This window comes from Streptomyces sp. CA189, from assembly GCF_056428985.1.
Map to the genome: position 1 here is coordinate 43902 of NZ_JBWJVM010000007.1, position 20359 is coordinate 64260.

21 protein-coding genes are annotated in these 20359 nt (G+C 68.5%); 10 read left to right on the forward strand and 11 right to left on the reverse strand.

Annotated features, from left to right (window positions below; translation table 11 throughout):
* Positions 1-48: 48 nt before the first annotated feature.
* A complete protein-coding gene (locus AC061S_RS08025) occupies positions 49-498 on the forward strand; it encodes a GntR family transcriptional regulator (protein ID WP_478685150.1) in 450 nt (149 codons plus the stop codon).
* 1603 nt (positions 499-2101) lie between these two features.
* On the opposite strand, the gene AC061S_RS08030 is transcribed toward AC061S_RS08025, so the two are convergent.
* Genes AC061S_RS08030 through AC061S_RS08045 form a run of 4 tightly spaced genes read right to left on the reverse strand, consistent with a single transcriptional unit; the run spans position 2102 to position 5181 of the window.
* Positions 2102-2956, reverse strand: coding sequence for a hypothetical protein (locus AC061S_RS08030; protein WP_478685151.1), 855 nt, complete (start codon positions 2954-2956; stop codon positions 2102-2104).
* On the reverse strand, positions 2937-3845 hold the full coding sequence (locus tag AC061S_RS08035; RefSeq protein ID WP_478685152.1) for an aldo/keto reductase: 909 nt from the start codon (positions 3843-3845) through the stop codon (positions 2937-2939). The genes AC061S_RS08030 and AC061S_RS08035 overlap by 20 nt, the downstream gene beginning before the upstream one ends.
* Entirely contained in the window at positions 3842-5029 is a 1188-nt protein-coding gene (locus AC061S_RS08040) for a cupin domain-containing protein (protein ID WP_478685153.1), read from the reverse strand. Before AC061S_RS08040 ends, AC061S_RS08035 begins: the two co-directional genes overlap by 4 nt.
* Positions 5030-5043: 14 nt before the next feature.
* On the reverse strand, positions 5044-5181 hold the full coding sequence (locus tag AC061S_RS08045) for a hypothetical protein (protein ID WP_478685154.1): 138 nt from the start codon (positions 5179-5181) through the stop codon (positions 5044-5046).
* 654 nt (positions 5182-5835) lie between these two features.
* On the opposite strand from AC061S_RS08045, the gene AC061S_RS08050 reads away from it, so the two are divergent.
* From AC061S_RS08050 to AC061S_RS08060, 3 genes are all read left to right on the forward strand, one after another.
* Positions 5836-7290 (forward strand): helix-turn-helix domain-containing protein, encoded by a 1455-nt coding sequence (locus tag AC061S_RS08050; protein WP_478685155.1) that lies wholly within the window; start codon positions 5836-5838, stop codon positions 7288-7290.
* Between the two features lie 16 nt (positions 7291-7306).
* Entirely contained in the window at positions 7307-7792 is a 486-nt protein-coding gene (locus AC061S_RS08055; protein ID WP_478685156.1) for a hypothetical protein, read from the forward strand.
* A 224-nt stretch (positions 7793-8016) separates the two neighbouring features.
* Complete coding sequence (locus AC061S_RS08060; protein ID WP_478685157.1) at positions 8017-8532, forward strand: RICIN domain-containing protein; 516 nt, start codon at positions 8017-8019, stop codon at positions 8530-8532.
* Between the two features lie 102 nt (positions 8533-8634).
* Here AC061S_RS08060 and thiC read toward each other — a convergent pair whose 3' ends face one another.
* Positions 8635-10431, reverse strand: coding sequence for a phosphomethylpyrimidine synthase ThiC (gene thiC / locus AC061S_RS08065; RefSeq protein ID WP_478685158.1), 1797 nt, complete (start codon positions 10429-10431; stop codon positions 8635-8637).
* A 178-nt stretch (positions 10432-10609) separates the two neighbouring features.
* On the opposite strand from thiC, the gene AC061S_RS08070 reads away from it, so the two are divergent.
* Positions 10610-12049 (forward strand): YibE/F family protein, encoded by a 1440-nt coding sequence (locus tag AC061S_RS08070; protein ID WP_478685159.1) that lies wholly within the window; start codon positions 10610-10612, stop codon positions 12047-12049.
* A gap of 247 nt (positions 12050-12296) precedes the next feature.
* Here the strand turns inward: AC061S_RS08070 and AC061S_RS08075 are convergent, their stop codons facing one another.
* From AC061S_RS08075 to AC061S_RS08090, 4 genes are all read right to left on the reverse strand, one after another.
* On the reverse strand, positions 12297-12746 hold the full coding sequence (locus tag AC061S_RS08075; RefSeq protein WP_243331178.1) for an SsgA family sporulation/cell division regulator: 450 nt from the start codon (positions 12744-12746) through the stop codon (positions 12297-12299).
* 97 nt (positions 12747-12843) lie between these two features.
* Complete coding sequence (locus AC061S_RS08080; RefSeq protein WP_478685281.1) at positions 12844-13581, reverse strand: IclR family transcriptional regulator; 738 nt, start codon at positions 13579-13581, stop codon at positions 12844-12846.
* 291 nt (positions 13582-13872) lie between these two features.
* Positions 13873-14091, reverse strand: coding sequence for a DUF5326 family protein (locus AC061S_RS08085; protein WP_243331368.1), 219 nt, complete (start codon positions 14089-14091; stop codon positions 13873-13875).
* 164 nt (positions 14092-14255) lie between these two features.
* Positions 14256-14573 (reverse strand): cupin domain-containing protein, encoded by a 318-nt coding sequence (locus AC061S_RS08090; protein ID WP_478685160.1) that lies wholly within the window; start codon positions 14571-14573, stop codon positions 14256-14258.
* A 90-nt stretch (positions 14574-14663) separates the two neighbouring features.
* On the opposite strand from AC061S_RS08090, the gene AC061S_RS08095 reads away from it, so the two are divergent.
* The 4 genes from AC061S_RS08095 to AC061S_RS08110 all read left to right on the forward strand — a co-directional run bounded on the left by AC061S_RS08095 (position 14664) and on the right by AC061S_RS08110 (position 17309).
* A complete protein-coding gene (locus AC061S_RS08095; RefSeq protein WP_478685161.1) occupies positions 14664-15047 on the forward strand; it encodes a phage holin family protein in 384 nt (127 codons plus the stop codon).
* 12 nt (positions 15048-15059) lie between these two features.
* Positions 15060-15551: a low molecular weight protein-tyrosine-phosphatase gene (locus tag AC061S_RS08100; RefSeq protein WP_478685162.1), complete on the forward strand. Its 492-nt coding sequence runs from the start codon at positions 15060-15062 to the stop codon at positions 15549-15551.
* The gene (locus AC061S_RS08105; protein WP_478685163.1) at positions 15548-16711 is read left to right on the forward strand and encodes a cystathionine gamma-lyase; all 1164 of its coding nucleotides are present in this window, start codon (positions 15548-15550) and stop codon (positions 16709-16711) included. The genes AC061S_RS08100 and AC061S_RS08105 overlap by 4 nt, the downstream gene beginning before the upstream one ends.
* A 118-nt stretch (positions 16712-16829) precedes the next feature.
* Complete coding sequence (locus AC061S_RS08110; protein ID WP_327253807.1) at positions 16830-17309, forward strand: NUDIX hydrolase; 480 nt, start codon at positions 16830-16832, stop codon at positions 17307-17309.
* 29 nt (positions 17310-17338) lie between these two features.
* Here AC061S_RS08110 and AC061S_RS08115 read toward each other — a convergent pair whose 3' ends face one another.
* Both AC061S_RS08115 and AC061S_RS08120 read right to left on the reverse strand, forming a co-directional pair.
* Entirely contained in the window at positions 17339-18625 is a 1287-nt protein-coding gene (locus tag AC061S_RS08115; protein WP_478685282.1) for a globin domain-containing protein, read from the reverse strand.
* Positions 18626-18683: 58 nt separating this feature from the next.
* The gene (locus tag AC061S_RS08120; protein WP_478685164.1) at positions 18684-19334 is read right to left on the reverse strand and encodes an HAD family hydrolase; all 651 of its coding nucleotides are present in this window, start codon (positions 19332-19334) and stop codon (positions 18684-18686) included.
* A 135-nt stretch (positions 19335-19469) separates the two neighbouring features.
* On the opposite strand from AC061S_RS08120, the gene AC061S_RS08125 reads away from it, so the two are divergent.
* Positions 19470-20357: a GNAT family N-acetyltransferase gene (locus tag AC061S_RS08125; RefSeq protein ID WP_478685165.1), complete on the forward strand. Its 888-nt coding sequence runs from the start codon at positions 19470-19472 to the stop codon at positions 20355-20357.
* Positions 20358-20359: the final 2 nt, after the last annotated feature.

Sequence of the window (20359 nt, forward strand, 5' to 3'; positions counted from 1 at the left end):
TTGGTTGGTCTACTGCGCTGCCTAGGCAGTGCGCCGTATCCTGCGGGTATGACATCGCCCCTCGAACATGACCACCGGCCCCCATATGTCCAGGTGGCCGAGTACCTGCGCCGGCAGATCCAGAGCGGCGTCCTGGGCCCCGGCGATCAGCTCCCCACGTCGCGGGAGCTCCAGGAGAAGTTCGGGATCGCCAGCGCCACCGTCCAGAACGCTTTCCGGATGCTCAAGGCCGAAGGACTGACGTACGGCATCCAGGGCCGGGGCAGCTTCGTCCGCCGGCACGACCCAGAGACAGAGACCGGGGCGGGCCCCGAGCAGGCCGAAGGGGACGCACCTTCCGGAACGCCCCCCAAGGCCCCTACCGATGACCGCTACTTCCGCCTGTCCATGGAAGTAGAAGAGATGAAGCACACCATCACGATCATGAAGCGCGACATGGACACGATGCTCAAGACAATGAAGACAGTGGCAGCCCACATCGAGATGCGAGAGCAGTAAGTTTCGCCGCCACTGCTTGCATCACCGCGGCCATGTCGGCCATCTCGACCGCGAGACGCTTTACGTCCGCCTCCAGCTCCGCTATCTCCGACTCGCCCATCAGTTCCCCGCCCATCGTCGTGCCGTTCTCCCGTACCCCGCCGCAAAATCCATCGCCTTCGCCCCCAGGCGACGCCCGAGACCGACCCGTACCGGCCGTGACCACTCCGCCAACGGACCGCCTCGAACCACCAGGCACAACGCACCCTGACGGGCCACCGCGGATACGTCGACCGCCAAAACCGGGATCTCCCGCACCACGGGAAGCCGGTCCGGTCTTCCCCGCCCCACGAGCAGCAGAGCCGGCATCACGGCCCGCCACACGGGCAGCAGACGAGGCCCCCGGACCGGGCATGTCGTCACCTCGCACCACTGACACCGCTTCCACTCGCTCACTCCTCTCGTCATAAGGGTCCGGAGAATCCGGGAATTCGGAATTCACGGATTGCCTGCTACAAGCCGCCCCACCGGGCACACGCCCCTTCATCTGGGACAGGTGCCGAAAACGGGTGCCGGTGTGACACTTTGTGGTGCACATCACACAATCCCCTCCCTTCGGGAACGGCTCCGCGAGGACCCGCCAGGACAACGATCCGGAGAATCACCGGTTTGGCTGACCGGGGATCCCGTGCTACAAGCACGCCGGATTTTCGGATCGCCCATAGAGGTGTCGAAAACCGGGAAACTGTGACCTCCGCCCCTGGTGATCTGCGTCACACGCCCCACCCTTCGCTCACACACAAGCCCCGGACTTTCCGGCGCGGCCCGCATGTCATCAGCGAAAGCGGACACCTCCCCCGAACGGCCATCCCGACTCCCCCACCTGTGGACAACTTCGCGAGATCAGAGCAAAACATGGCCAACCTGTGGATAAGATCCGGCGATTCCGCGAACAAACCCAGGCAAGAACGGACGGAAAATCGAATCTGCGCATGAACCGGGGCAAGACATGACGAAACAGCCCACCCCTGACAGGCCGAAGCGGCCAGAGGGATGAGCTGTCGAAAGTTTCTTTACTGGATCAAGGCGGCCCGCTGACGCGGGCCGCGCGGCGCGGCGGCCCCAGGCCGCCGCTGGCTCCATGTCTCCGCCACCGCCCGCGACGGCCCCCGCCCACTCGCGCCGCAAGCCAGAAGTAGCGGGTAGTCGTGTCCCGGGAGAACCCCGGGAGCTGCCCGACGGCGAGCACAGCCAACAGGAACGGGGCGCACGCCAAGCCCGCACAGGTCACCGCGGATTGATGTCCACCCACACGGGGCCGGGGCCGGCGGCCTCCACGGCTTTACCCACCTGTTCGACTCGGGGCCCGCGTCGGGCAAGCCCAGGGGGCCACTCGATCAAATTCCGGGCAGGATCAAAGCCTGCCCGAGTTGCCGGACAGCGTAAGGCCCCCTGAACATGCCCGACCCCAACCCGAACAGGACACCGGCCAAAGCCGCTCCGACCACCGGCGTGGGAAAGTGACCGGCCGAGTTCACCAACGGCCAACCCATGGAGTGGAGTTGACAAGCGAAGGCCCCGGCGCGAGAGAGGGGCGCCGGGGCTGGGATAAGGGGTGCAGGTGTCAGGCAGTGATCTCCGCCGGGGCTGTAACCGGTGGCCGGATGCCGGTCAGCTCTTCGGCGCGGTCCAGAAGGAGCGGCGCGAGCTTGGGAAAGAAGCCTCGCGCGACGGCCTGGAGCATCTCCGCAAGTGCGGCCAGTTCGCCGATACGGCCGGCGGGGGTGTTGAGGATGTTCCCGAAGCGAACGCGGACGCGGGTGGCGACGAGCGGAACCCGGAGGCTGTGCGCGTGGAGGAGACCGGAGTCGTAGCCCACGGGGACACGGCCCCAGCGCTCCCAGTCCAGCAAGGTCAGCGGCATTCCGGTGACATTTCCCCAGTGAAGGTCACCATGACCCGTGACGCGCTCGATCTTGGCCGGGGCGGGGATACCAAGGAACTGGGGAAAGGCCCGCTCGATCCAGTCATCCCGCACCGTCTCCTTGGCGCCCTCCACTTCCGCCAGGCGGTCGAGGGAGCGACGTAGCGTCGCCCACCACTCGTCAGGCAGAGCAGGGTTACGGATCAGCTCCGGGCTCCGAGGGGACACGACGGGGTGCGGCACCAGGTCCAAGACTTCCGCCTCGAAGGCGTACGCGCCCTCGGTCCAGTCGTAGGTTCCGTGGACGGCCGGACGCGGTACGTCGCGAGGCACCAGGACGTCTGCGCCGACGATTCCTTGCCCGTGCTTGCGTCCGGCGTTCTTCACCAGACTCCGACTGACCCTCAGCCAGTAGGGGCCCGACCGGCGCCCCAGCGTGAAGCCCGCGAAGCCCCAGGCCACCGGTCCCGAACAGACCAGGCCGACCTTCTCGGCCGCCCGGTCATGGGCCGCCGTCATCAGCGTCCGGGTGGCCTCATCCGGTGGCAAGTTCATCGGTCACTCTCCTGAGGTGTTCGCGGGTGAGGGGCGCGGCCAGGGCCTTGGCGGCATCGTCCCAGTGGTCGCGGCTACTGGCCGACGTCAGCACGACGTCCAAGGCCGGGCAGGAGGCAGCAGCCAGCAGGCCGGCGGCGCCGGGCGTGAGACCGGGGCGGATCAGATCCACCAGTTCGGGTGTCATCGCGTCGAGGAGGTCGCCGCCATGCAGGGGGGCGGAGCCGAAGGTGAGCATTCCGGCATCCTGGGCCTGGACCAGGGGCCCGCCACCATTGAGAGCCTGAGTGATCGGAGCATCCATGACCAGGCTCACCGGCATCTGAAGACCGATCAGGTGGTGCCCCTCAGAGCCCGCCGCGTCCCGGGCGAGCGCCACCAGCTCAGGGACGCTGAAAGCCCCTTCCCGCAGACCCGACCAGGTGGCCACCCCGTAGCCGCCGATCCGCCGGAGCTGCACCAGCCCTTCCAGGACGCTGAACACCTCCCGTAGGCGCCAGTGCATCACCGCCCGGTCTGCACCCTGCACGGCCCGCTCCGGGTTGTGCACGAACAGCAGGTCCACGCCTCCGAGCTGGGTGATCGCCTCTTCGACCTGATGGCAGATGAACCGGGGGTCGAGGCTGTGTCCTGCGGCGGCGTCCTCTTCGGGAAGGACGTCCAGGGCCAGGGCGGTACGGGCCTGACTCCGCGTGAAGAACCCCGCCTTCGTCGCCACCCGAGTGGCCCCCGGATGCTCCCGCAAGACCGGCCCGAGGTGGTGTTGTGCAATCCCTTCAGCGTAGTTCGGCGCCGTGTCGATCCACGGGGTTCCCGCACGCAGAGCCGTACGGGCCGCTTGGCCCACATCCCGGACCCGGTAGGTGCCCAGGGCTAGGGCCGCCGTCACAGCGCAGTCCCCACGATGGCGACGGCCTGGCCCTCGATGAGGACCGAGACCAGTGCGGCCACATCCTTCACATCGAGCCCGGCTGAGTCGGCGAGATCGCCCAGCGTGACCGGTCGGCCGAGCAGCAGCAGGCGAAGGGCCGGCGCGGCGGAGTCGGCGAAGTCCCAGGCAGTACCGGCCGCCGAGAACGTGACCGTGCCGTGCCCGCTGTTCTCCACCACGCGCGCCCTTGGAGCGGTCAGCCGCACGAAGATCTCCGGACGCGCGGGGACAGCATCCACGTACGGCAGTGAGGGAACGGCGTGGCCCAGGTCGGTCGTGTCGATCGACTCCGCCCACCGCTCCACCAGCCGGGGGTCCGCCAGCTCATCCAGCACTTCACGACGCAGCGCGGCGATGAAGTCCGACTGATCCGGCAGGGAGGCGAACCGCGGAATGTCCTTGCGCAGGGCGAGGGAGGAACGGAGCTGATCGATGACCCAGAGCATGAGGTCCGCGCCCGTGTGCGGGACCATGCCGAAGGTGAGGTGGAGTGACTCCGTCCCTTGGTCGGCGGTGACCGCGTGCCACCAGCCGCGCGGCAGATAGAGCACGTCGCCAGGCGCGAGGACGATGTCCGCCACGGGGTCACCCTCGGGCGTCTCCGGCGACTCCACGTCCCGGAAGGTGGGCGCCTCACGGGTCGCCCCGTACAGGCGCCATCGCTTGGAGCCATGCAATTGGATCACGACCACATCGTGGTCGTCCCAGTGCAGGCCGAAGCCCTCCCGGTCGGTCCACGACGCGTACACGTTGGCCTGCACGGAGGTGCCGAGGAAGCGTTCCAGGCCCTCGGCGGCCATGCCCACGGGCGGGTGGATCTTCTCGACCGCATCAAGAACGAGTGAGGCACCGTCCTTGAGCTGGGTGTGCAGTTCGGCCGGCTGGATGCGGGACCAGGTCACCGCGCGCCGGTTCGTCGTCGGGACCGCGTAGCGGTGAACGGGGACCATCTCGCCGTCCACCGACAGCCGCAGCCGGGGCGGCTCCAGGCGCTGAGCGGCGATGATCCGGTTGAGGTCGTCCCAGGAGAAGAGGCCCGCCACATCGGTGGCGCCGGGGAAGTGCGCGTAGGAGCGGTGGTACGTCTGGGCGAGGAACGTATCCCCGCCCAGACGCCCCGCCCACGAGGCGGAATCAAGCATCGTGGGCAGCCCCGTTAGTCGTTGCCGTCGGAACGTCCGCTACTGACGTCGGACTCCTGCTCGGCACGGGTGCGAGCGGCCACGATCTTCCGCTTCGCGATGAGCAGGCCACCCCCCTCGGGGACAACGGAACCCTGGTTCTCTTCCACCATCGAACTTTCCTTTCTCTGGGGAAATCCCTCCGGAAGACCCGGCGGGAAGACTGGAGTCGGGCGAGCCGAAGAGCCGCTATGCGGTGGCGTAGATGCAAGCGGCGTACAGGCCCAGCGAGCCGACGATCAGAGCCACATACAGGGGGCCGGCGAACCGCCCGAACCGGCGCAGGACCCAATGACCGAAGCCATGCACTACGCCGCTCCCGGGCGGACCACTGCCGGGCGGAGGGATCGCGCCGAAACCGTCCGTCGCCCCGCGCACCGGGCACATTCGCAGGGCGGGTACCGGCCCGGGTCGTAGAGGATCGCCACGGGGTCGCCCTCACGCACCACGGCTTCCCGCTCCCAGGTCCGACCGCTGTCCCGGGAGACGCGCATTGTCATCAGCGCACGCGGCTTCTCGTCGCCAAAGCTCCGGACCAGCGACCCCCCGGACGAGGAGGTCACCAGATCTGTCTTCTCAGCCATGCCGCTTGCCTCTCTCTCGGGGCCGCCGGGGCCCGGATTGGTGCGGTGAGCGCGTATGAAAAGGATTGCTCTGGAGCCAGGCTCAGCCGATGACCGGCGGGTATTACCTAGGCGGTAATACGCTTCCTCGCTACGTGATTTGAGGATCTTCCCGGCTACGCTCCCGACGAAGGCTGTGCCCCGATGACGCATCCCGGCCCCACCCAAGGCCACCTGCTGTCCGCCGAGCTGCTTGCGCGCGATGACCTCCGCCTGGCGCTGGCAGAGCACGACTTCGCCGCCGCATTTCGGCTCGTCAAGAAGTACGGCGGCTTGTCTCAGAACCGGATCGCATCAGCCTGCCAACTCACACCAGGCAAGGTCTCCACGATCATGTCCGGCAGCCAGAAGGTCGCGTCGTTCGACGTGATCGCGCGCATCGCGGACGGCTTGGGCATCCCTGGCCATCTCGTCGGCTTAGCGGCACGGCCCTGGGAGGGACAGCGTTCCGGGCCGCCGGAGACCTCCCACGACTCCTCGCCCGCCGATGACGTGCCCTGGCACCCGGAGGTGACGACTGCCCTTGCCGCGCAACTCACCGGAACCGATCTCGCCATGGATAGACGCACCGCCACACGTCTCCTCACCGCAGCCGCCTTGACCGGGACGACGCTGCTCGACCCTCTCGAAGGATGGTTGGCCGCGCCAGCCCGAGGAGAGGAACGCCGTCGACCGGGCCGACTCGGCGCCCACGACGTTGGCCAGCTTGAACAGACCGCAGTCGCGTTTCGCCGTTGGGACCATCAGTTCGGCGGGGGTCTTCGCTCGAAGGCCGTTCTGGGCCAGCTCAACGACACCGCCGCCGCACTCGAAGACCGCCAGTCGCCCGAGGTCGAGAAGCGGCTCTACCGCGTCATGGCCCAGCTTTCAGGGACCGCCGCCACCATGGCTTGGGACTCCGGCCACCAGCGACGGGCACAGGACTACTACCGGCTTGCCCTACGCGCGGCCCATGCAGGCGACGACATCCCCTTCGGCGCCAATGTGCTGGCCGGCATGGCCCGCCAGATGCTGTACACCGACCGCCCCACCGACGCACTCGAACTGATCCGTCTGGCACAGGACGGAAGCCGCGGGCTCAGCGGCGCACGGGTGCGGGCCATGCTGCACACCCGGGAAGCATGGGCGTACGCGGCCATGGGGCGAGCGGCAGCGTTCCGACGCGCGACCGGACAGGCCGAGGAAGAGCTAGCGTCGGCCGGACCCCAGAAGGAGGAGCCGCACTGGATCAGCTACTTCGACCAGGCCGAACTGTCGGGCGTAACCGGCGGTCGCCTTCTCGATCTGGCCCGAACTGACCCTCGCAGCCACGCGGAATCCGCCGCCGAGCACATCCGGACAGCGCTGGACGCACGCGGCACGGAGGCCGGCCGATCTCACGCACTCGATCAGATCGGGCTTGCCGAGACACGGTTTCTCGCGGGCGACCTCACGGGCGCAGTGGAGGAGACCCAACGAGCGGTCGCGGCTGCATCCCTCACTCAGTCCAGTCGAGTCCGGACGCAGTTGGGGGCCCTGTACCAGTACACCGTGGGCCGCTCCGAGAGCAGGGCCGTACGAGAGGCTCGCGATAGCATCCGCGAGCTACTGGCGAACTGACACGAAGGGGGACGGCATGACCGTGATTGCGGTGACCGGACACATGGACCTCACCGAAGAGAGCGTGCCGCTGGTCCGCGAAGCGCTCGTGACGCTGCTCGGGCCGTACGCCGAGGAAGGTCTGACCGGGGTTTCCTGCATCGCCAAGGGTGCGGACGCCCTGTTCGCCGACACGGTTCTGTCGCTCGGGGGCCGACTGATTGTCGTCGTACCGTCCCAGAACTACCGGGAGGCCAAGGTGAAGCCCGACTACGCGGCAGAGTTCGACCGCCTCCACCAGGCCGCCGCCGAGGTAGCCGTGATGCCCCACACCGAAGCGAACCGGGAAGCGTACGAGGCCGCGAACAGCGAACTCCTCCGCCGAGCGGACAGGCTCGTCGCAGTGTGGGACGGCCAGCCGGGCAACGGCCAAGGCGGTACCGCAGACACCGTGACAGAGGCCCGCACGAACGGACTGCTGGTTGAGGTCATCTGGCCCGAGGGTGCCGCCCGGAAGGGCTAGGACTACAGACGGCCCCTGGTTCCAAGCGCCGGGAACCAGGGGCCGTGTGCTGCGGAACGATCTACCGCCCGAGGTTCCCCCTGCACCTGATCGGATGGCTTCGAGTCACTCCCTCGTCACGGGGAGTTGGCATCAGACCCACAAAGTTGATCTACTACGTTACGTAATCAATTGCTCACAGAACGTGGCAGTTGGTCGACTTGATCCGAGCACTGGAGTTCTCAATGCGTATTCGATCCGCATGTGTCAGCCTCGCCATGGCGCTGGCCATGACCGCCGTGGGGGCAGGGGTTGCCGACGCGACGGGGCCGCTGAGCGGCACCAAGATCCGCAACTGGCAGACCGGTGCCGTTCTCGGGGTCACCGGCAACTCGACCGTCGGTGGCGCACTGATCCAGTACCAGACCGACACCGACGCCTTGGCTCAGAAGTGGGCCATCGACCCGGTCACCAGCGACACTTTCCTGCTGCGCAACCTCAACAGCGACATGTGTGTCACGGTCGTGGGCGCAGGCACCTCCACCAACGGCAGCGACGTCCAGCAGCGTCCGTGTGATCCCCGCTGGGACGAGCAGATCTTCACCATGGTGGCCTCCAGCAAGCCCAGCCGGTACCAGCTGCGGAGCCAGGCCAACAACCAGTGTCTGTACCCTGTCAGCACCACCGCCCCCTCCACCGCCTACTTCTCCGCCTGTAACGCCACCAACGCCTACAGCACCCACTCGTTCGACGTTCGCTGACTTCGGGGTCTAAAGCCATCCACCGAAGACCAGTTCAGAGAACGCACGTGGGCTGATCGGCGATTCCTCGGAAAGGCGCCGATCAGCCCCCGGCTATACAGGTCAGTTGGCCAGCGGCAGGTACACCCGGTTGCCCAAGGCCGCGAACTCCTTCGACTTCTCCAGCATCCCGGCCTCGATCTCCTCCGGGGTGGCGTCCACGTCGCCGCCGAACTGCTCTGTGATGCTTCTGCTGATCTTCATCGAGCAGAACTTCGGACCGCACATGGAGCAGAAGTGCGCGGTCTTGGCCGGCTCGGCCGGGAGGGTCTCGTCGTGGAACTCACGGGCCGTGTCCGGGTCGAGGGCCAGGTTGAACTGGTCCTCCCAGCGGAACTCGAACCGCGCGTCCGACAGGGCGTCGTCCCACTCCTGGGCGCCCGGGTGGCCCTTGGCCAGGTCCGCCGCGTGAGCCGCGATCTTGTACGTGATGACACCGGTCTTCACGTCGTCGCGGTTCGGCAGGCCCAGGTGCTCCTTGGGCGTGACGTAGCAGAGCATCGCGGTGCCCCACCAGGCGATCATCGCGGCGCCGATGCCCGAGGTGATGTGGTCGTACGCGGGCGCGACGTCGGTGGTCAGCGGGCCGAGCGTGTAGAACGGCGCCTCCTCACAGATCTCCTGCTGAAGGTCGATGTTCTCCTTGATCTTGTGCATCGGGACGTGCCCGGGGCCCTCGATCATCGTCTGCACGTTGTACCGCTTGGCGATCGTGTTCAGCTCGCCCAGGGTCTTCAGCTCCGCGAACTGCGCCGCGTCGTTGGCGTCCGCGATGGAACCGGGGCGCAGGCCGTCACCCAGGGAGTACGTGACGTCGTACGCCGCGAGGATCTCGCAGAGCTCCTCGAAGTTCGTGTAGAGGAAGTTCTCCTTGTGGTGCGCCAGGCACCAGGCGGCCATGATCGAGCCGCCGCGCGAGACAATGCCGGTCTTGCGGCGGGCGGTCAGCGGCACGTACGACAGCAGCACGCCGGCGTGGACCGTCATGTAGTCGACGCCCTGCTCGGCCTGCTCGATGACCGTGTCCTTGTAGATCTCCCAGGTCAGGTCCTCGGCGCGGCCGTCGACCTTCTCCAGCGCCTGGTACAGCGGCACGGTGCCGATCGGCACGGGGGAGTTTCGCAGCACCCACTCGCGGGTGGTGTGGATGTTGCGGCCGGTCGAGAGGTCCATGACCGTGTCGGCGCCCCACTTGGTCGCCCAGGTCATCTTGTCCACCTCCTCCTCGATCGAGGAGGTGACCGCGGAGTTGCCGATGTTGGCGTTGACCTTCACCAGGAACCGCTTGCCGATGATCATCGGCTCGATCTCGGGGTGGTTCACGTTGACCGGCATGACCGCGCGACCTGCGGCGATCTCCTCGCGGACGACCTCGGGGGAGACGTTCTCGCGGATCGCGACGTACTCCATCTCCGGGGTGATCTCGCCCCGGCGGGCATACGCGAGCTGCGTGACCGTGGCGCCGCCACGCCCGCGGCGGGGCTGACGCGGGCGGCCCGGGAAGACCGCGTCGAGGTTCTTGAGGCCACCGCGCGGCGAGGTGTGCTTGATGCCGTCGTCCTCGGGGCGCACGGGGCGGCCCGCGTACTCCTCGGTGTCGCCGCGGCCGATGATCCAGTTCTCGCGCAGGGGCGGCAGGCCCCGGCGCACGTCGGTCTCGATCTGCGGGTCGGTGTACGGCCCGGACGTGTCGTAGAGCGTCACGTCCTTGCCGTTGGTGAGGTGGACCTGGCGAACCGGCACCCGGATGTCGGGGCGGGAGCCCGCCACGTATCCCTTGTGCCAGCCAGGCTGGCGCTCGGTCGGCTGGCCGTCGGCGTCCTGGCTGGCGGCAGGCGTGCGTGCGTCCTGAATGGTCATGAGACCTAATCTCCCTACGCCGGCATTACCCGGTAACAGGTTCGGCGGTCGACGCAGCCTCCTCCCGTACGCATATTCGAATGCGAACGGTGATCAGCGCCCTCTCAGCCCGGTGCTCCGAGCTCCCGCGTTGTGCAAAGTAGCCCCCACGCTAGCGTCATGTGTGGCGTGCTGAACAGTGGGCCCCCTCATCTCTTGCGATGATCGGCCGGTGACGCCCTCGCCGCAGCCCCCCACCGAGCCCACGGATCCCGCTGGTCACGCCGGCCACGCAGGTCACTCGCACGCGGACCCCGGTCACTCGCCCGACCGGTCTCCCGGGCACTCCCACGGCCATTCACACAGCCATGGCCCGGCGGCCCCCGTCTCGAAGCACCTGCGCAAGGTGATCGCAGCCGTTCTGATCCCCTTCGCCACCGCCGTCGTGATCGGCATGATGGTGCTCTGGCCCGGTGGCGCGCCGACCCACGAGCGCACCGGGGTCGGCTTCGACCGCCAGACCCAGCAAGGCAAGGTCGTCGCACTCCAGCACGTCGACTGCAAATCCGTGAACGCCGCGCAGGTGCCGGCCACCGGCGACACCTCCACCCCCGAGGGGCGCGAGGCCCTCGCCTCGCAGACCGGCGAGTGCAAGAAGGCCACCATCAAGGTCGGCAGCGGCCCCGACAAGGGCCGCGAGTTCGTGGAGATCGTCCAGCCCGGAGCGCCACGACAGTTGACGGACGGCCAGGAAGTGGTGGTCGCCTACGCCCCGGACGCACCCCAGGACCTCCAGTACTCCGTGGTCGACGTGAACCGCAAGCTGCCGATGGCCCTGCTCGCGGGCATCTTCGCCCTCGCGGTGGTCCTCGTCGGGCGGATGCGCGGGCTGTTCGCGCTCATCGCCCTCGCCGTCAGCTTCGCGGTGCTGACCCTCTTCATCCTCCCCGCGATCCTGCAGGGGTCGAATCCGCTGGTCGTGGCCGTGGTCGGAGCGAGCGCGATCATGCTGATCGCGCTCTACATGTGCCACGGACTGACGGCCCGCACCTCGGTCGCGGTCCTCGGCACCCTCGTCTCGCTGCTACTGATCGGCCTGCTGGGCTCACTGTTCATCGACTGGGCGTTCCTCAGCGGCAACACGGACGACAACACCGGGCTGATCCACGGGCTCTACCCGAACATCGACATGAGCGGTTTGCTGCTTGCGGGTGTCATCATCGGATCGCTCGGCGTACTCGACGACGTGACCGTCACTCAGACCTCGGCGGTCTGGGAACTCCACCAGGCAGACCCGTCGATGGGCCCGCGCGGGCTCTACCGTGCGGGAATCCGCATCGGGCGCGACCACATCGCGTCGGTGGTGAACACCTTGGTACTGGCTTACGCGGGCGCGGCGTTGCCCCTGCTCCTCCTGTTCTCGATCGCGAACAGCAGTATGGGTTCGGTGGCCAACAGCGAGCTGGTCGCGGAAGAGATCGTACGAACCCTCGTGGGCTCGATCGGGCTGGTCGCCTCGGTACCGGTGACGACGGCGCTGGCCGCGCTCGTGGTGTCCGCCGACCGCGCGGGATCCCCGGCGGCCACAGCGGCCTCGGGGCCGCTCCGCGGCGGCCGGGGCCGGCGACGCAAGCGCTGAAGGGCGGACCGACGGGCGCGACTGGTCAGTTCGCGCGCACGGCCGGTCGTGCGGAACGGCAAGATGGAGCGCTCAGCGCGTCGGCACGCTGAGCCGTGGTGCGTTCGTGCGGTGATGCGTTCGTGCGGTGGTGCATGTGGTGCTGACGGTGCATGTGGTGCCGGCGTTGCCGTAATGCAGGTGATCCAGGTGGTGCGGTGACGCTTGCCGGCGCGCCCTGGTCAGCAGGCGTCCGGCCGGGCTTCCGTCAGCCCGCGTTCTGCTCGTTCTGCTGGGACTCCGCGAGGATCTTGTCGAGCGCCTCGTCGAGGTTCTCCTCGAAGTCCCCGAGGTTGCGCTCCTGGCCGAGCGGAACGATCCGGTCGGTGCGGTCGAGGAACGCCACGAGTGGCGCCGCGCTCGCGCGGAAGAGAGCCCGGTCTGCTCCTACTTGCAGCCGGATGTGGACGTCGGACAGTTCCTCCGGATCGGTCGGGGCGATGTGGACATCGCCGTCACCGCACGGCTTGTTGATGCCGTCGAGAAGGAGCTCCCGGCCGAACGCCCAGGTCACGGGCGCGTCTCCGGGAAGGTGGAAGGTCAGGCGCACTGCGTAGGGGTCACGAGCGTCGTACCGGAGTTCCACCGGGATCCGGAACGAGAGCTCCTCGGAAACGAGGAAACTCATCATGACCTCTGCCTGTACCGACTCGCGCATTGCCTACCCCGCTGTAGTGGAAGTGGCCAGGAATGATCCCCCAAGGCCCTCTTGACAAGAGTGGTGGAAGCGCTAGCAGATCACAAGGAGTGAGTTTTCAGATACTGATAGAGAACGAGAGGGTGCTCAACAGCGCGCCTACTTCACTCCGTAGCCGATCGACCGCATACAGCAATCGATTTTCTTGGTGCAGAGGAAGAGAAATCGCCATCGTCGCGGCGGTGTCGCCGGCCGTGATGGGGATGGCCGCGCACACCGTGCCCAGGGCGTATTCCTGCCGCTCGGTCACCGGCTGCATCCGCTCCATGGAGCCGATCCGCTGCTCGAGAGCCCGCAGATCCCGCACGGTGTAGGCGGTGATGGCCTCGACCGGGTGACGGTCGTAGTAGTCCTTGCGCGTCTTCTCGTCGAGCTGGCCGAGCAGGCACTGCCCGATGGCGTGCGCGTGGCCGGTCTCACGGAAATCGGCCCACTCTTCGCAGGCCGGGTTCGCCGGGGTGTCCGAGACACCCACGACCTCGATTTCACCCTCGCGGTAGACCGCGAAGTAGACCGGTGCCCCGACCGCGTCGCGGAAGTGCGCGAGGGAGTCGAGGATCATGCTGCGACGTTTCTGCTGAAGCCCGCCACCGGCCAGTCGGCCCGCGGCGTCCCCCAGGACGAAGACCCCGCTCTCCCGTCGCAGATAGCCCTCGTGCGTCAGGGTGCGCAGCAGGTGGTACGCGGTGGGAAGCGGGAGCCCGGCCTCGCGCGCCAGTTGTTTCGCCGGGGCTCCCTCACTATGGGAACCCACCGCTTCGAGCAGCCTCAGTGCCCGCTGCACCGAACCGATCAGAGTCGGCACACCGGCATTGTGAACCGAAGACAAAGCTCACCCCCAGGCGTGGCGGCGAGCCTTGGGGGGGCCCGCCCTGCGGGGGCCGCCCCCGCGTGTGCCGTGACTCCTGGGGGTCGTGCTCGGTGGCTGTAACAAAGAACCGCAGGTCAGAGCGGCAGTACCGGCGTTCGGTGCCCAGGGAACGGCACAGATTGCCACTCTATCCGCCGATTCCCGGGCTGTGAGCGGTTTAGCGCTTCACGTTCCCTCAGCTGGGTTAATCCCGCTGTGACCCTGGTTGCGCCAGTTCTACCACTCCCCGGCGGAGGACTTCGACTCGGTGCCCTTGAACTTCCTGACGACGAAGATCAGGCCTCCGACGAGGGCCACGAGGAGCAGCGCCTTGAAGAGGAAGCCGATCAGCGCACCGATGATGCTGGTGATCACGCCTCCGAAGACGAACAGCACCAGCAGTGGAACGGCGACCCACTTGACCCACCAGGGCATGCCTTCGAATATCCCTCGGATGCCTTCCATGTCCTCGACCTCTTCTTCCTAGTCCGTCTAGCCGGTGAACTCCTGCTCTCGATGCTAGGAGGCCACGGCCCCCGGTGGGGCCCCGCGAGCCCCCGTAGTCCCCTGATCCGACCCCTAGGGGGACAGGGACCCGGACCCTCAGTCCCGGGGTCCGTTCACCCTTCCGGCGGAGAGAAGACGACCATCACCTTCAGGTTCTCGGTGATGTGGTGGAACTTGTGCGGCACCCCGGCCGGCACGTAGACCACGCTCCCGTTCGCCACCATCGTCGTCTCCTCCCCGACGGTGATCGAGGCCCGGCCGCTCACGACGAAGTACACCTCGTCCTGGCCGTGCGGCTGTTGGGGATCGTTCTGCCCGGCGTCCAGCGCGTACAGCCCGACCGACATGTTCCGCTCGCGCAGGAACTGCAGGTAGGCACCCTCGTTCGCGGCCCGCTCGGCCTCGAGGTCGTCCAGCCGGAAGGCCTTCATCTTCTTTGTACCCCTTGTGCTCTCTCGTCCGGCAAGCATCCGCGGATCAGCTGATGTTCCACCGGGACCTTGTCTGCAACGATCAGACACATGACGAATTTCGTAGTCAAGACCCTCGCCAACGCGGTAGCCCTGGCCGTCGCCATCTGGCTCGTCGCGGGCATCACGCTGGACGACGGCACCAGCATGGGCCACCAAGCGCTCTCCCTGATCCTGGTCGCGCTGATCTTCGGCCTGGTCAACTTCATCGTCAAGCCCGTGGTGAAGCTGCTCTCGCTGCCCCTCTTCGTCCTCACCCTCGGCCTCTTCACCATCGTGGTGAACGCGGCGATGCTGCTGCTGACCTCATGGCTGGCGAGGCAGTTCGACCTCAGCTTCCACGTAGAGGACTTCTTCTGGTCGGCGATCGTCGGTGCCCTGATCATCTCCGTCGTCTCCTGGGCCATGAACATGGTCCTGCCCGACAAGAACTGAAGCCGGGCGCCCATGTACCGCGTGTGCTTCGTCTGCACCGGCAACATCTGCCGCTCGCCCATGGCCGAGTCGGTCTTCCGCTCCCACGTGGCCGACGCCGGGCTCTCGGGCCTGGTAGAGGTCGACAGCGCCGGCACCGGCGGCTGGCACGAGGGTGACGGGGCCGACCCGCGCACCGTGGCCGTCCTCGAGGCCGCCGGGTACGAGCCGGGCCACCGGGCCCGGCAGTTCCGGGCCTCCTGGTTCGCCGGCCTCGACCTCGTCATCGCGCTCGACGCCGGGCACCTGCGTGACCTGAGGGCGCTCGCCCCCACCCCGGAGGACGCCGCCAAGGTCCGGCTGCTGCGGTCCTACGACCCGGCGGCCTCCACGGCGCAGACCGACGTGCCGGACCCCTACTACGGCACCCTCGACGGATTCGAGCAGTGCCTGCACCTGGTCGAGGCGGCGAGCCCCGGCCTGCTGGCCGCCGTGAGCGAAGCCGTGAAGGAGCACACCCTATGAACACCCCCGACCACGTGCCTCCGCGGGCGGAGCGGCTCGGCGACGGCACCGTCGCCGTCCGCGCCGGACTGCCGGAGCCCGTCAAGAACGAGCCGCCGCTGCCCGGCCCCGTGTTCGCCGCCCACTTCCACCTCCCCGGCGACGTAGAGGGCCCCTACGCCTACGCCCGCGACACCAACCCCACCTGGACCCTGCTGGAGCGGGCCATCGGGGAGCTGGAGGCCCCCGGCCTGGACGGGGTGGATACGGTCGTCTTCGCCTCCGGCATGGCCGCGGTGTCCGCCGTCCTGCTCTCCCAGGCACGCGCCGGCGACACCGTCGTCCTGCCTGACGACGGCTACCAGGTGCTGCCCCTCGTACGAGAACAGCTGGAGGCGTACGGGGTCCACGTGCGCACCGCCCCCACCGCCGAGGACGCCCAGCTCGCGGTTCTCGACGGGGCCCGGCTGCTGTGGCTGGAGACCCCGTCCAACCCGGGGCTCGACGTCTGCGACGTACGACGCCTCGTGGACGCGGCGCACGCCGGCGGAACCCTCGTCGCCGTCGACAACACCCTCGCCACCCCGCTCGGCCAGCGCCCCCTCGAACTGGGCGCCGACTTCTCGGTGGCCAGCGGCACCAAGGGCCTGACCGGCCACGGCGACCTGCTGCTCGGTTACGTCGTCTGCCGGGACGCCGAGCTCGCCGCGGGCATCCGCCGCTGGCGCAAGGTGGTCGGCGCGATCCCCGGCCCCATGGAGGCCTGGCTCGCCCACCGGTCCCTGTCCACCATCCAGCTTCGCGCCCAGCGCCAGTGGGCCAACGCGCTCGCCGTCGCCGAGGCCCTTGCCGACCGCGGCGACGTCACCGGGCTGCGCTACCCGGGCCTGCCGGCGGACCCGTCCCACAAGACGGCCGCGCGGCAGATGCGGGGCTTCGGCTCCGTGGTGTCCTTCACCCTGGCCGACCGCGCGCACGCGGAACGGTTCATGGCGGCCCTGCGGCTCGTCGAGGACGCCACCAGTTTCGGCGGGGTGCGCTCCACCGCGGAGCGCCGCCGGCGGTGGGGCGGAGACGCCGTTCCGGAGGGCTTCATCCGCTTCTCCGCGGGCGCCGAGGACACCGAGGACCTGGTCAAGGACGTGCTGCGGGCACTCGACCTGGCAGCCACGGGGAACTGACCGGTCGTCCGAAAGCGGTCCGAGCACGCTGTCCCGCGGCTCGGACCGCACGGATCCCCGCCCGGCGGGTTTCACCCGCACGCGTTTCAGAAGCGGAAGTCTGGGCCACTCTTCTCCCATGACCGAACGTCCAGTGGTCAAACGCACCGCCCGCGCGATCCTGCTCGACGGTGACGACCTGATCCTCATCAAGCGGACCAAACCCGGCGTCGACCCGTACTGGCTCACCCCCGGCGGGGGCGTGGAGCCCTCGGACCTGACCGTCGTCGACGCCCTCCACCGAGAGCTCCACGAGGAACTCGGCGCGAAGATCACCGATGTCGTGCCCTGCTTCGTCGACACCGTCGAGCACATCGCCGACGGGGGAGTGACCGGCGTCAAGGTGCAGCACTTCTTCGTCTGCCATCTCGAATCCATGGATCCCAGCCAGCGACACGGCCCCGAGATCGACGAGCCGGAGGGCGAGTACGAGATCGTCCGCGTGCCCTTCAGCCGCGTCGGCATCGCCGCGGTACATCTCGTCCCGTTGTCCCTGCGCCACTACCTCGACGGCAACATCGAGGGCGTGCGCGCGATGCACGCCCCCGACCTGGGCTGACCCACCGCACGCGGGCGCCGCCGCCGGAATCAGCCGGCGACGCCCGCCAGTTCCTCCACCTCGTCGTGGCGGATCCGCTCGCCCGGGATCCCGATCCTCTTCAGCGCGTCCACCCCGCTGCGGATCATCGCGGCCGGCCCCGAGACGAACGCGTCGTACGAGCTCCAGGGCCCGTGCGTGCCGACGGCCTGCGGCAGTTGTCCGGCCAGGCCCTCGTCGCAGACCACCGGGCGCACCGACAGCCAGGGGTGCGAGCGCTGCAGCCCCAGCAGGGTGTCCTTGTCGTACAGGTCGTCGTCGCTGCGCGCCCCGAAGAACACCTCCACCGGGCGCCGCTCTCCGTGCTCGGCGACGTCCTCGATCAGGGCCCTGATCGGGGCGATGCCCGTGCCTCCGCCCAGGCACAGCATTCCGTTGTCGGTGCTGTGGTCGACCACCATCGATCCCGCCGGGGGCCCGAGCCGCAGCACGTCTCCGGGCCGGGCGTGCCGGACGAGCGCGTTGGAGACCCATCCCGCCGGAACGGCCTTGACGTGGAAGGACAGCAGCCCGTCCGCGCGCGGCGCCGAGGCGAAGGAGTAGTGCCGCCAGATCCGCGGCCACCACGGAGTCTCCAGGCTCGTGTACTGGCCTGCCAGGAAGGGGTAGGGCTGGTCGGGGCGGACGGTGAGCACCGCGATGTCGGAGGTGCGCAGATCGTGGGAGACCACCTCCGCGTGCCACCACGGCGGCGCCTTGGGCTCGTCCTCGGCCGCCGCGTCGATCATGATCTGGGAGATGGCGGTGTACGCCCGCACCCAGGCGGCCTCGGTCTCCGGTCCCCAGGTGGCCTCCGCGTACTTGGCCAGCGCCCCGATCAGGGCCTCTCCCACCGGCGGATAGTGCTCGGGCCGGGTTCCGTACTTGCGGTGCCCCGTGCCCAGCCGGCGCAGGTAGGCGGTGAGCACCTCAGGGTTGTCGATGTGCTCGGCCGCCGTCAGCAGCGCCTTCAGCAGCCGGTCGCGCTGCACGTCCATCGCGGCGGGGAACAGCCCCCGCAGATCCGGGTATCCCGTGAAGACGACGGCGTAGAAATAGGAGGTCACCTTGTCGGCGACGGGTGCGATCTCCGCGAGGGTCCGGCGGATGAGCACGGCATCGGGGGAGGGCTCGGGAGAGGGCTCGGGCGCCCCGTCCCCGGACGGTATCCGGGATGACCCCCGTCTTGCCGATCTGGTGGGCGGAGCGTCCATGCGGTGCCTCGCTTCGAACATCTCGGTAGGTCTGCACACGCCACGGCCTTCGAATCCGTGGTTCCGGGTTTCACAGCGTGCCAGTCCGCCCCAGAGCTTGCGGGGAAATGCGGGAATTCCGCGTTTCGAACCCACTTTCCCCTTAAGATGCCTCAACTCCCGTGCGCGCCACCCCTGTCAGCTGGTATGCCTCGCGCAGGTCCCGGCCCTCGTAGACGTGCGTCGCCCGCTCCACCAGGTAGGGCCGGGCGTTCACCGCGACCGAGAGCGGGACCGCCTCGAAGAGCGCCACGTCGGTACTGGAGTCCCCGTACGCGACACAGTCGGCCCGGGTCACACCGAACCGCGCGCACAGCCGGTCGGCGACCGTCACCTTCCCCTCCGGGGTCAGGATCCCGGCCACCTCCACCGGCCGGGTGAAGGGCACTTCCGGGAAGACCGAGCCGTGCGCGGCGTGCGCGCCCCACTCCAGCAGGAGCTCCACGAAGAACGACGGCGACAGCGAGATCACCGCGCAGTAGTCCCCGCGCCCCCGGATCTCCTGCCAGACCTCCCTGATCCCCGACAGCCACGGAGCCCCGTCGAACGCCGCCCGGACGTGCGCCGGGGTCAAGTCCGTCCAGAGCTTCTGCGCCGCCAGCGCGAACTGGTGCGGCTGGAGCTCCCGCGCGGCGAAGGCCCGCTCCAGGTCGGCGATCTCGTCGGACAGCCCGAGCTGGCGGGAGATCTCGACCGGCGACGCCGAGCCGTACATCAGCGTCCCGTCGAGGTCGAACAGGTGGAGGAGGGTCATAACCGTCGAGGCTAGTACGTTCGTTTCACGTGAAACAGTGAATGCCGCCCACCGAACCTCGTGTGCATGTTTCACGTGAAACATGCACCCCAAATCCCCTGGACCGGGTCGCCACCGATGAACCAGTCTGGGGCCGTGACACCACCACACCTCACCTCCCTCCCGATCCGCGCACTGACCGTGGACGACCTCCGCCGCTGCGCCGATCTCTCCGAAGACCGCGGCTGGCCCCGCGAGGACCACAAGTGGGGTCTGCTGCTCGCCGCCGGACACGGCTACGGCATCGACGCCCCCGACGGACAGGGGCTCGCCACGGCCTGCGTGGTCACCCGGTACGGACCACCGCTGGCCGACCCCGAACTCGCCGCCATCGGCATGGTCCTGGTCGCCGAGCGCTACGCCCGCCAGGGTCTGGGCCGGCGCCTGATGACGTACGTCTGCGACGAGGTCCTCAAGGGCGTTCCGCTCACCCTGCACTCCACCCCGTACGGGCGCCCCCTCTACGAGGAGCTCGGCTTCGAGACCACCGGGCGCGCCGAGATGCTCCGGGGCTCCTTCAGCCCGGAAGCAGCCGTGCCCGCGCAGGACACCGTCCGCGTCCGGCCCGCCGGCGCCGAGGACATCGCGCGGATCCTCCTGCTGGACGCCGAGGTCTTCGGCGCCGACCGGACCCACATGGTCACCCGGCTGCCGGCCTTCACGGACCGGCTGCTCATCGCCGAGGACCCCTCCGGCAAGCTGATCGGATACGGAGCGATCTGGCCGAACATGGAGACCCATGTCATCGGACCGCTGGTGGCCCGGGACACCGGCGCGGCCCGGGCACTGGTCACCGCCCTCGCGGCGGCCACCGACCGGCCCCTGCGCACCGATGTCGACGTACGCCACGAAGAGCTGCTCGGCTGGCTCAAGGACCGTGGTCTCGGCTCCGTGGCCTTCAACACCGTCATGACCCGAGACCTCCCCGGCCTGCCCGGTGACTGGACCCGCCGGTGGGCCCCGCTCACCGTGGCGGCCGGCTGATC

Bases quoted from the DNA above. Each gene is read 5' to 3' on its own strand.
- AC061S_RS08025 (WP_478685150.1), top strand. From the start codon at position 49: ATGACATCGCCCCTCGAACATGACCACCGGCCCCCATATGTCCAGGTG.
- AC061S_RS08030 (WP_478685151.1), bottom strand. From the start codon at position 2,956: ATGAACTTGCCACCGGATGAGGCCACCCGGACGCTGATGACGGCGGCC.
- AC061S_RS08040 (WP_478685153.1), bottom strand. From the start codon at position 5,029: ATGCTTGATTCCGCCTCGTGGGCGGGGCGTCTGGGCGGGGATACGTTC.
- AC061S_RS08045 (WP_478685154.1), bottom strand. From the start codon at position 5,181: ATGGTGGAAGAGAACCAGGGTTCCGTTGTCCCCGAGGGGGGTGGCCTG.
- AC061S_RS08050 (WP_478685155.1), top strand. From the start codon at position 5,836: ATGACGCATCCCGGCCCCACCCAAGGCCACCTGCTGTCCGCCGAGCTG.
- AC061S_RS08055 (WP_478685156.1), top strand. From the start codon at position 7,307: ATGACCGTGATTGCGGTGACCGGACACATGGACCTCACCGAAGAGAGC.
- AC061S_RS08060 (WP_478685157.1), top strand. From the start codon at position 8,017: ATGCGTATTCGATCCGCATGTGTCAGCCTCGCCATGGCGCTGGCCATG.
- thiC (WP_478685158.1), bottom strand. From the start codon at position 10,431: ATGACCATTCAGGACGCACGCACGCCTGCCGCCAGCCAGGACGCCGAC.
- AC061S_RS08075 (WP_243331178.1), bottom strand. From the start codon at position 12,746: ATGCGCGAGTCGGTACAGGCAGAGGTCATGATGAGTTTCCTCGTTTCC.
- AC061S_RS08090 (WP_478685160.1), bottom strand. From the start codon at position 14,573: ATGAAGGCCTTCCGGCTGGACGACCTCGAGGCCGAGCGGGCCGCGAAC.
- AC061S_RS08095 (WP_478685161.1), top strand. From the start codon at position 14,664: ATGACGAATTTCGTAGTCAAGACCCTCGCCAACGCGGTAGCCCTGGCC.
- AC061S_RS08100 (WP_478685162.1), top strand. From the start codon at position 15,060: ATGTACCGCGTGTGCTTCGTCTGCACCGGCAACATCTGCCGCTCGCCC.
- AC061S_RS08105 (WP_478685163.1), top strand. From the start codon at position 15,548: ATGAACACCCCCGACCACGTGCCTCCGCGGGCGGAGCGGCTCGGCGAC.
- AC061S_RS08110 (WP_327253807.1), top strand. From the start codon at position 16,830: ATGACCGAACGTCCAGTGGTCAAACGCACCGCCCGCGCGATCCTGCTC.
- AC061S_RS08120 (WP_478685164.1), bottom strand. From the start codon at position 19,334: ATGACCCTCCTCCACCTGTTCGACCTCGACGGGACGCTGATGTACGGC.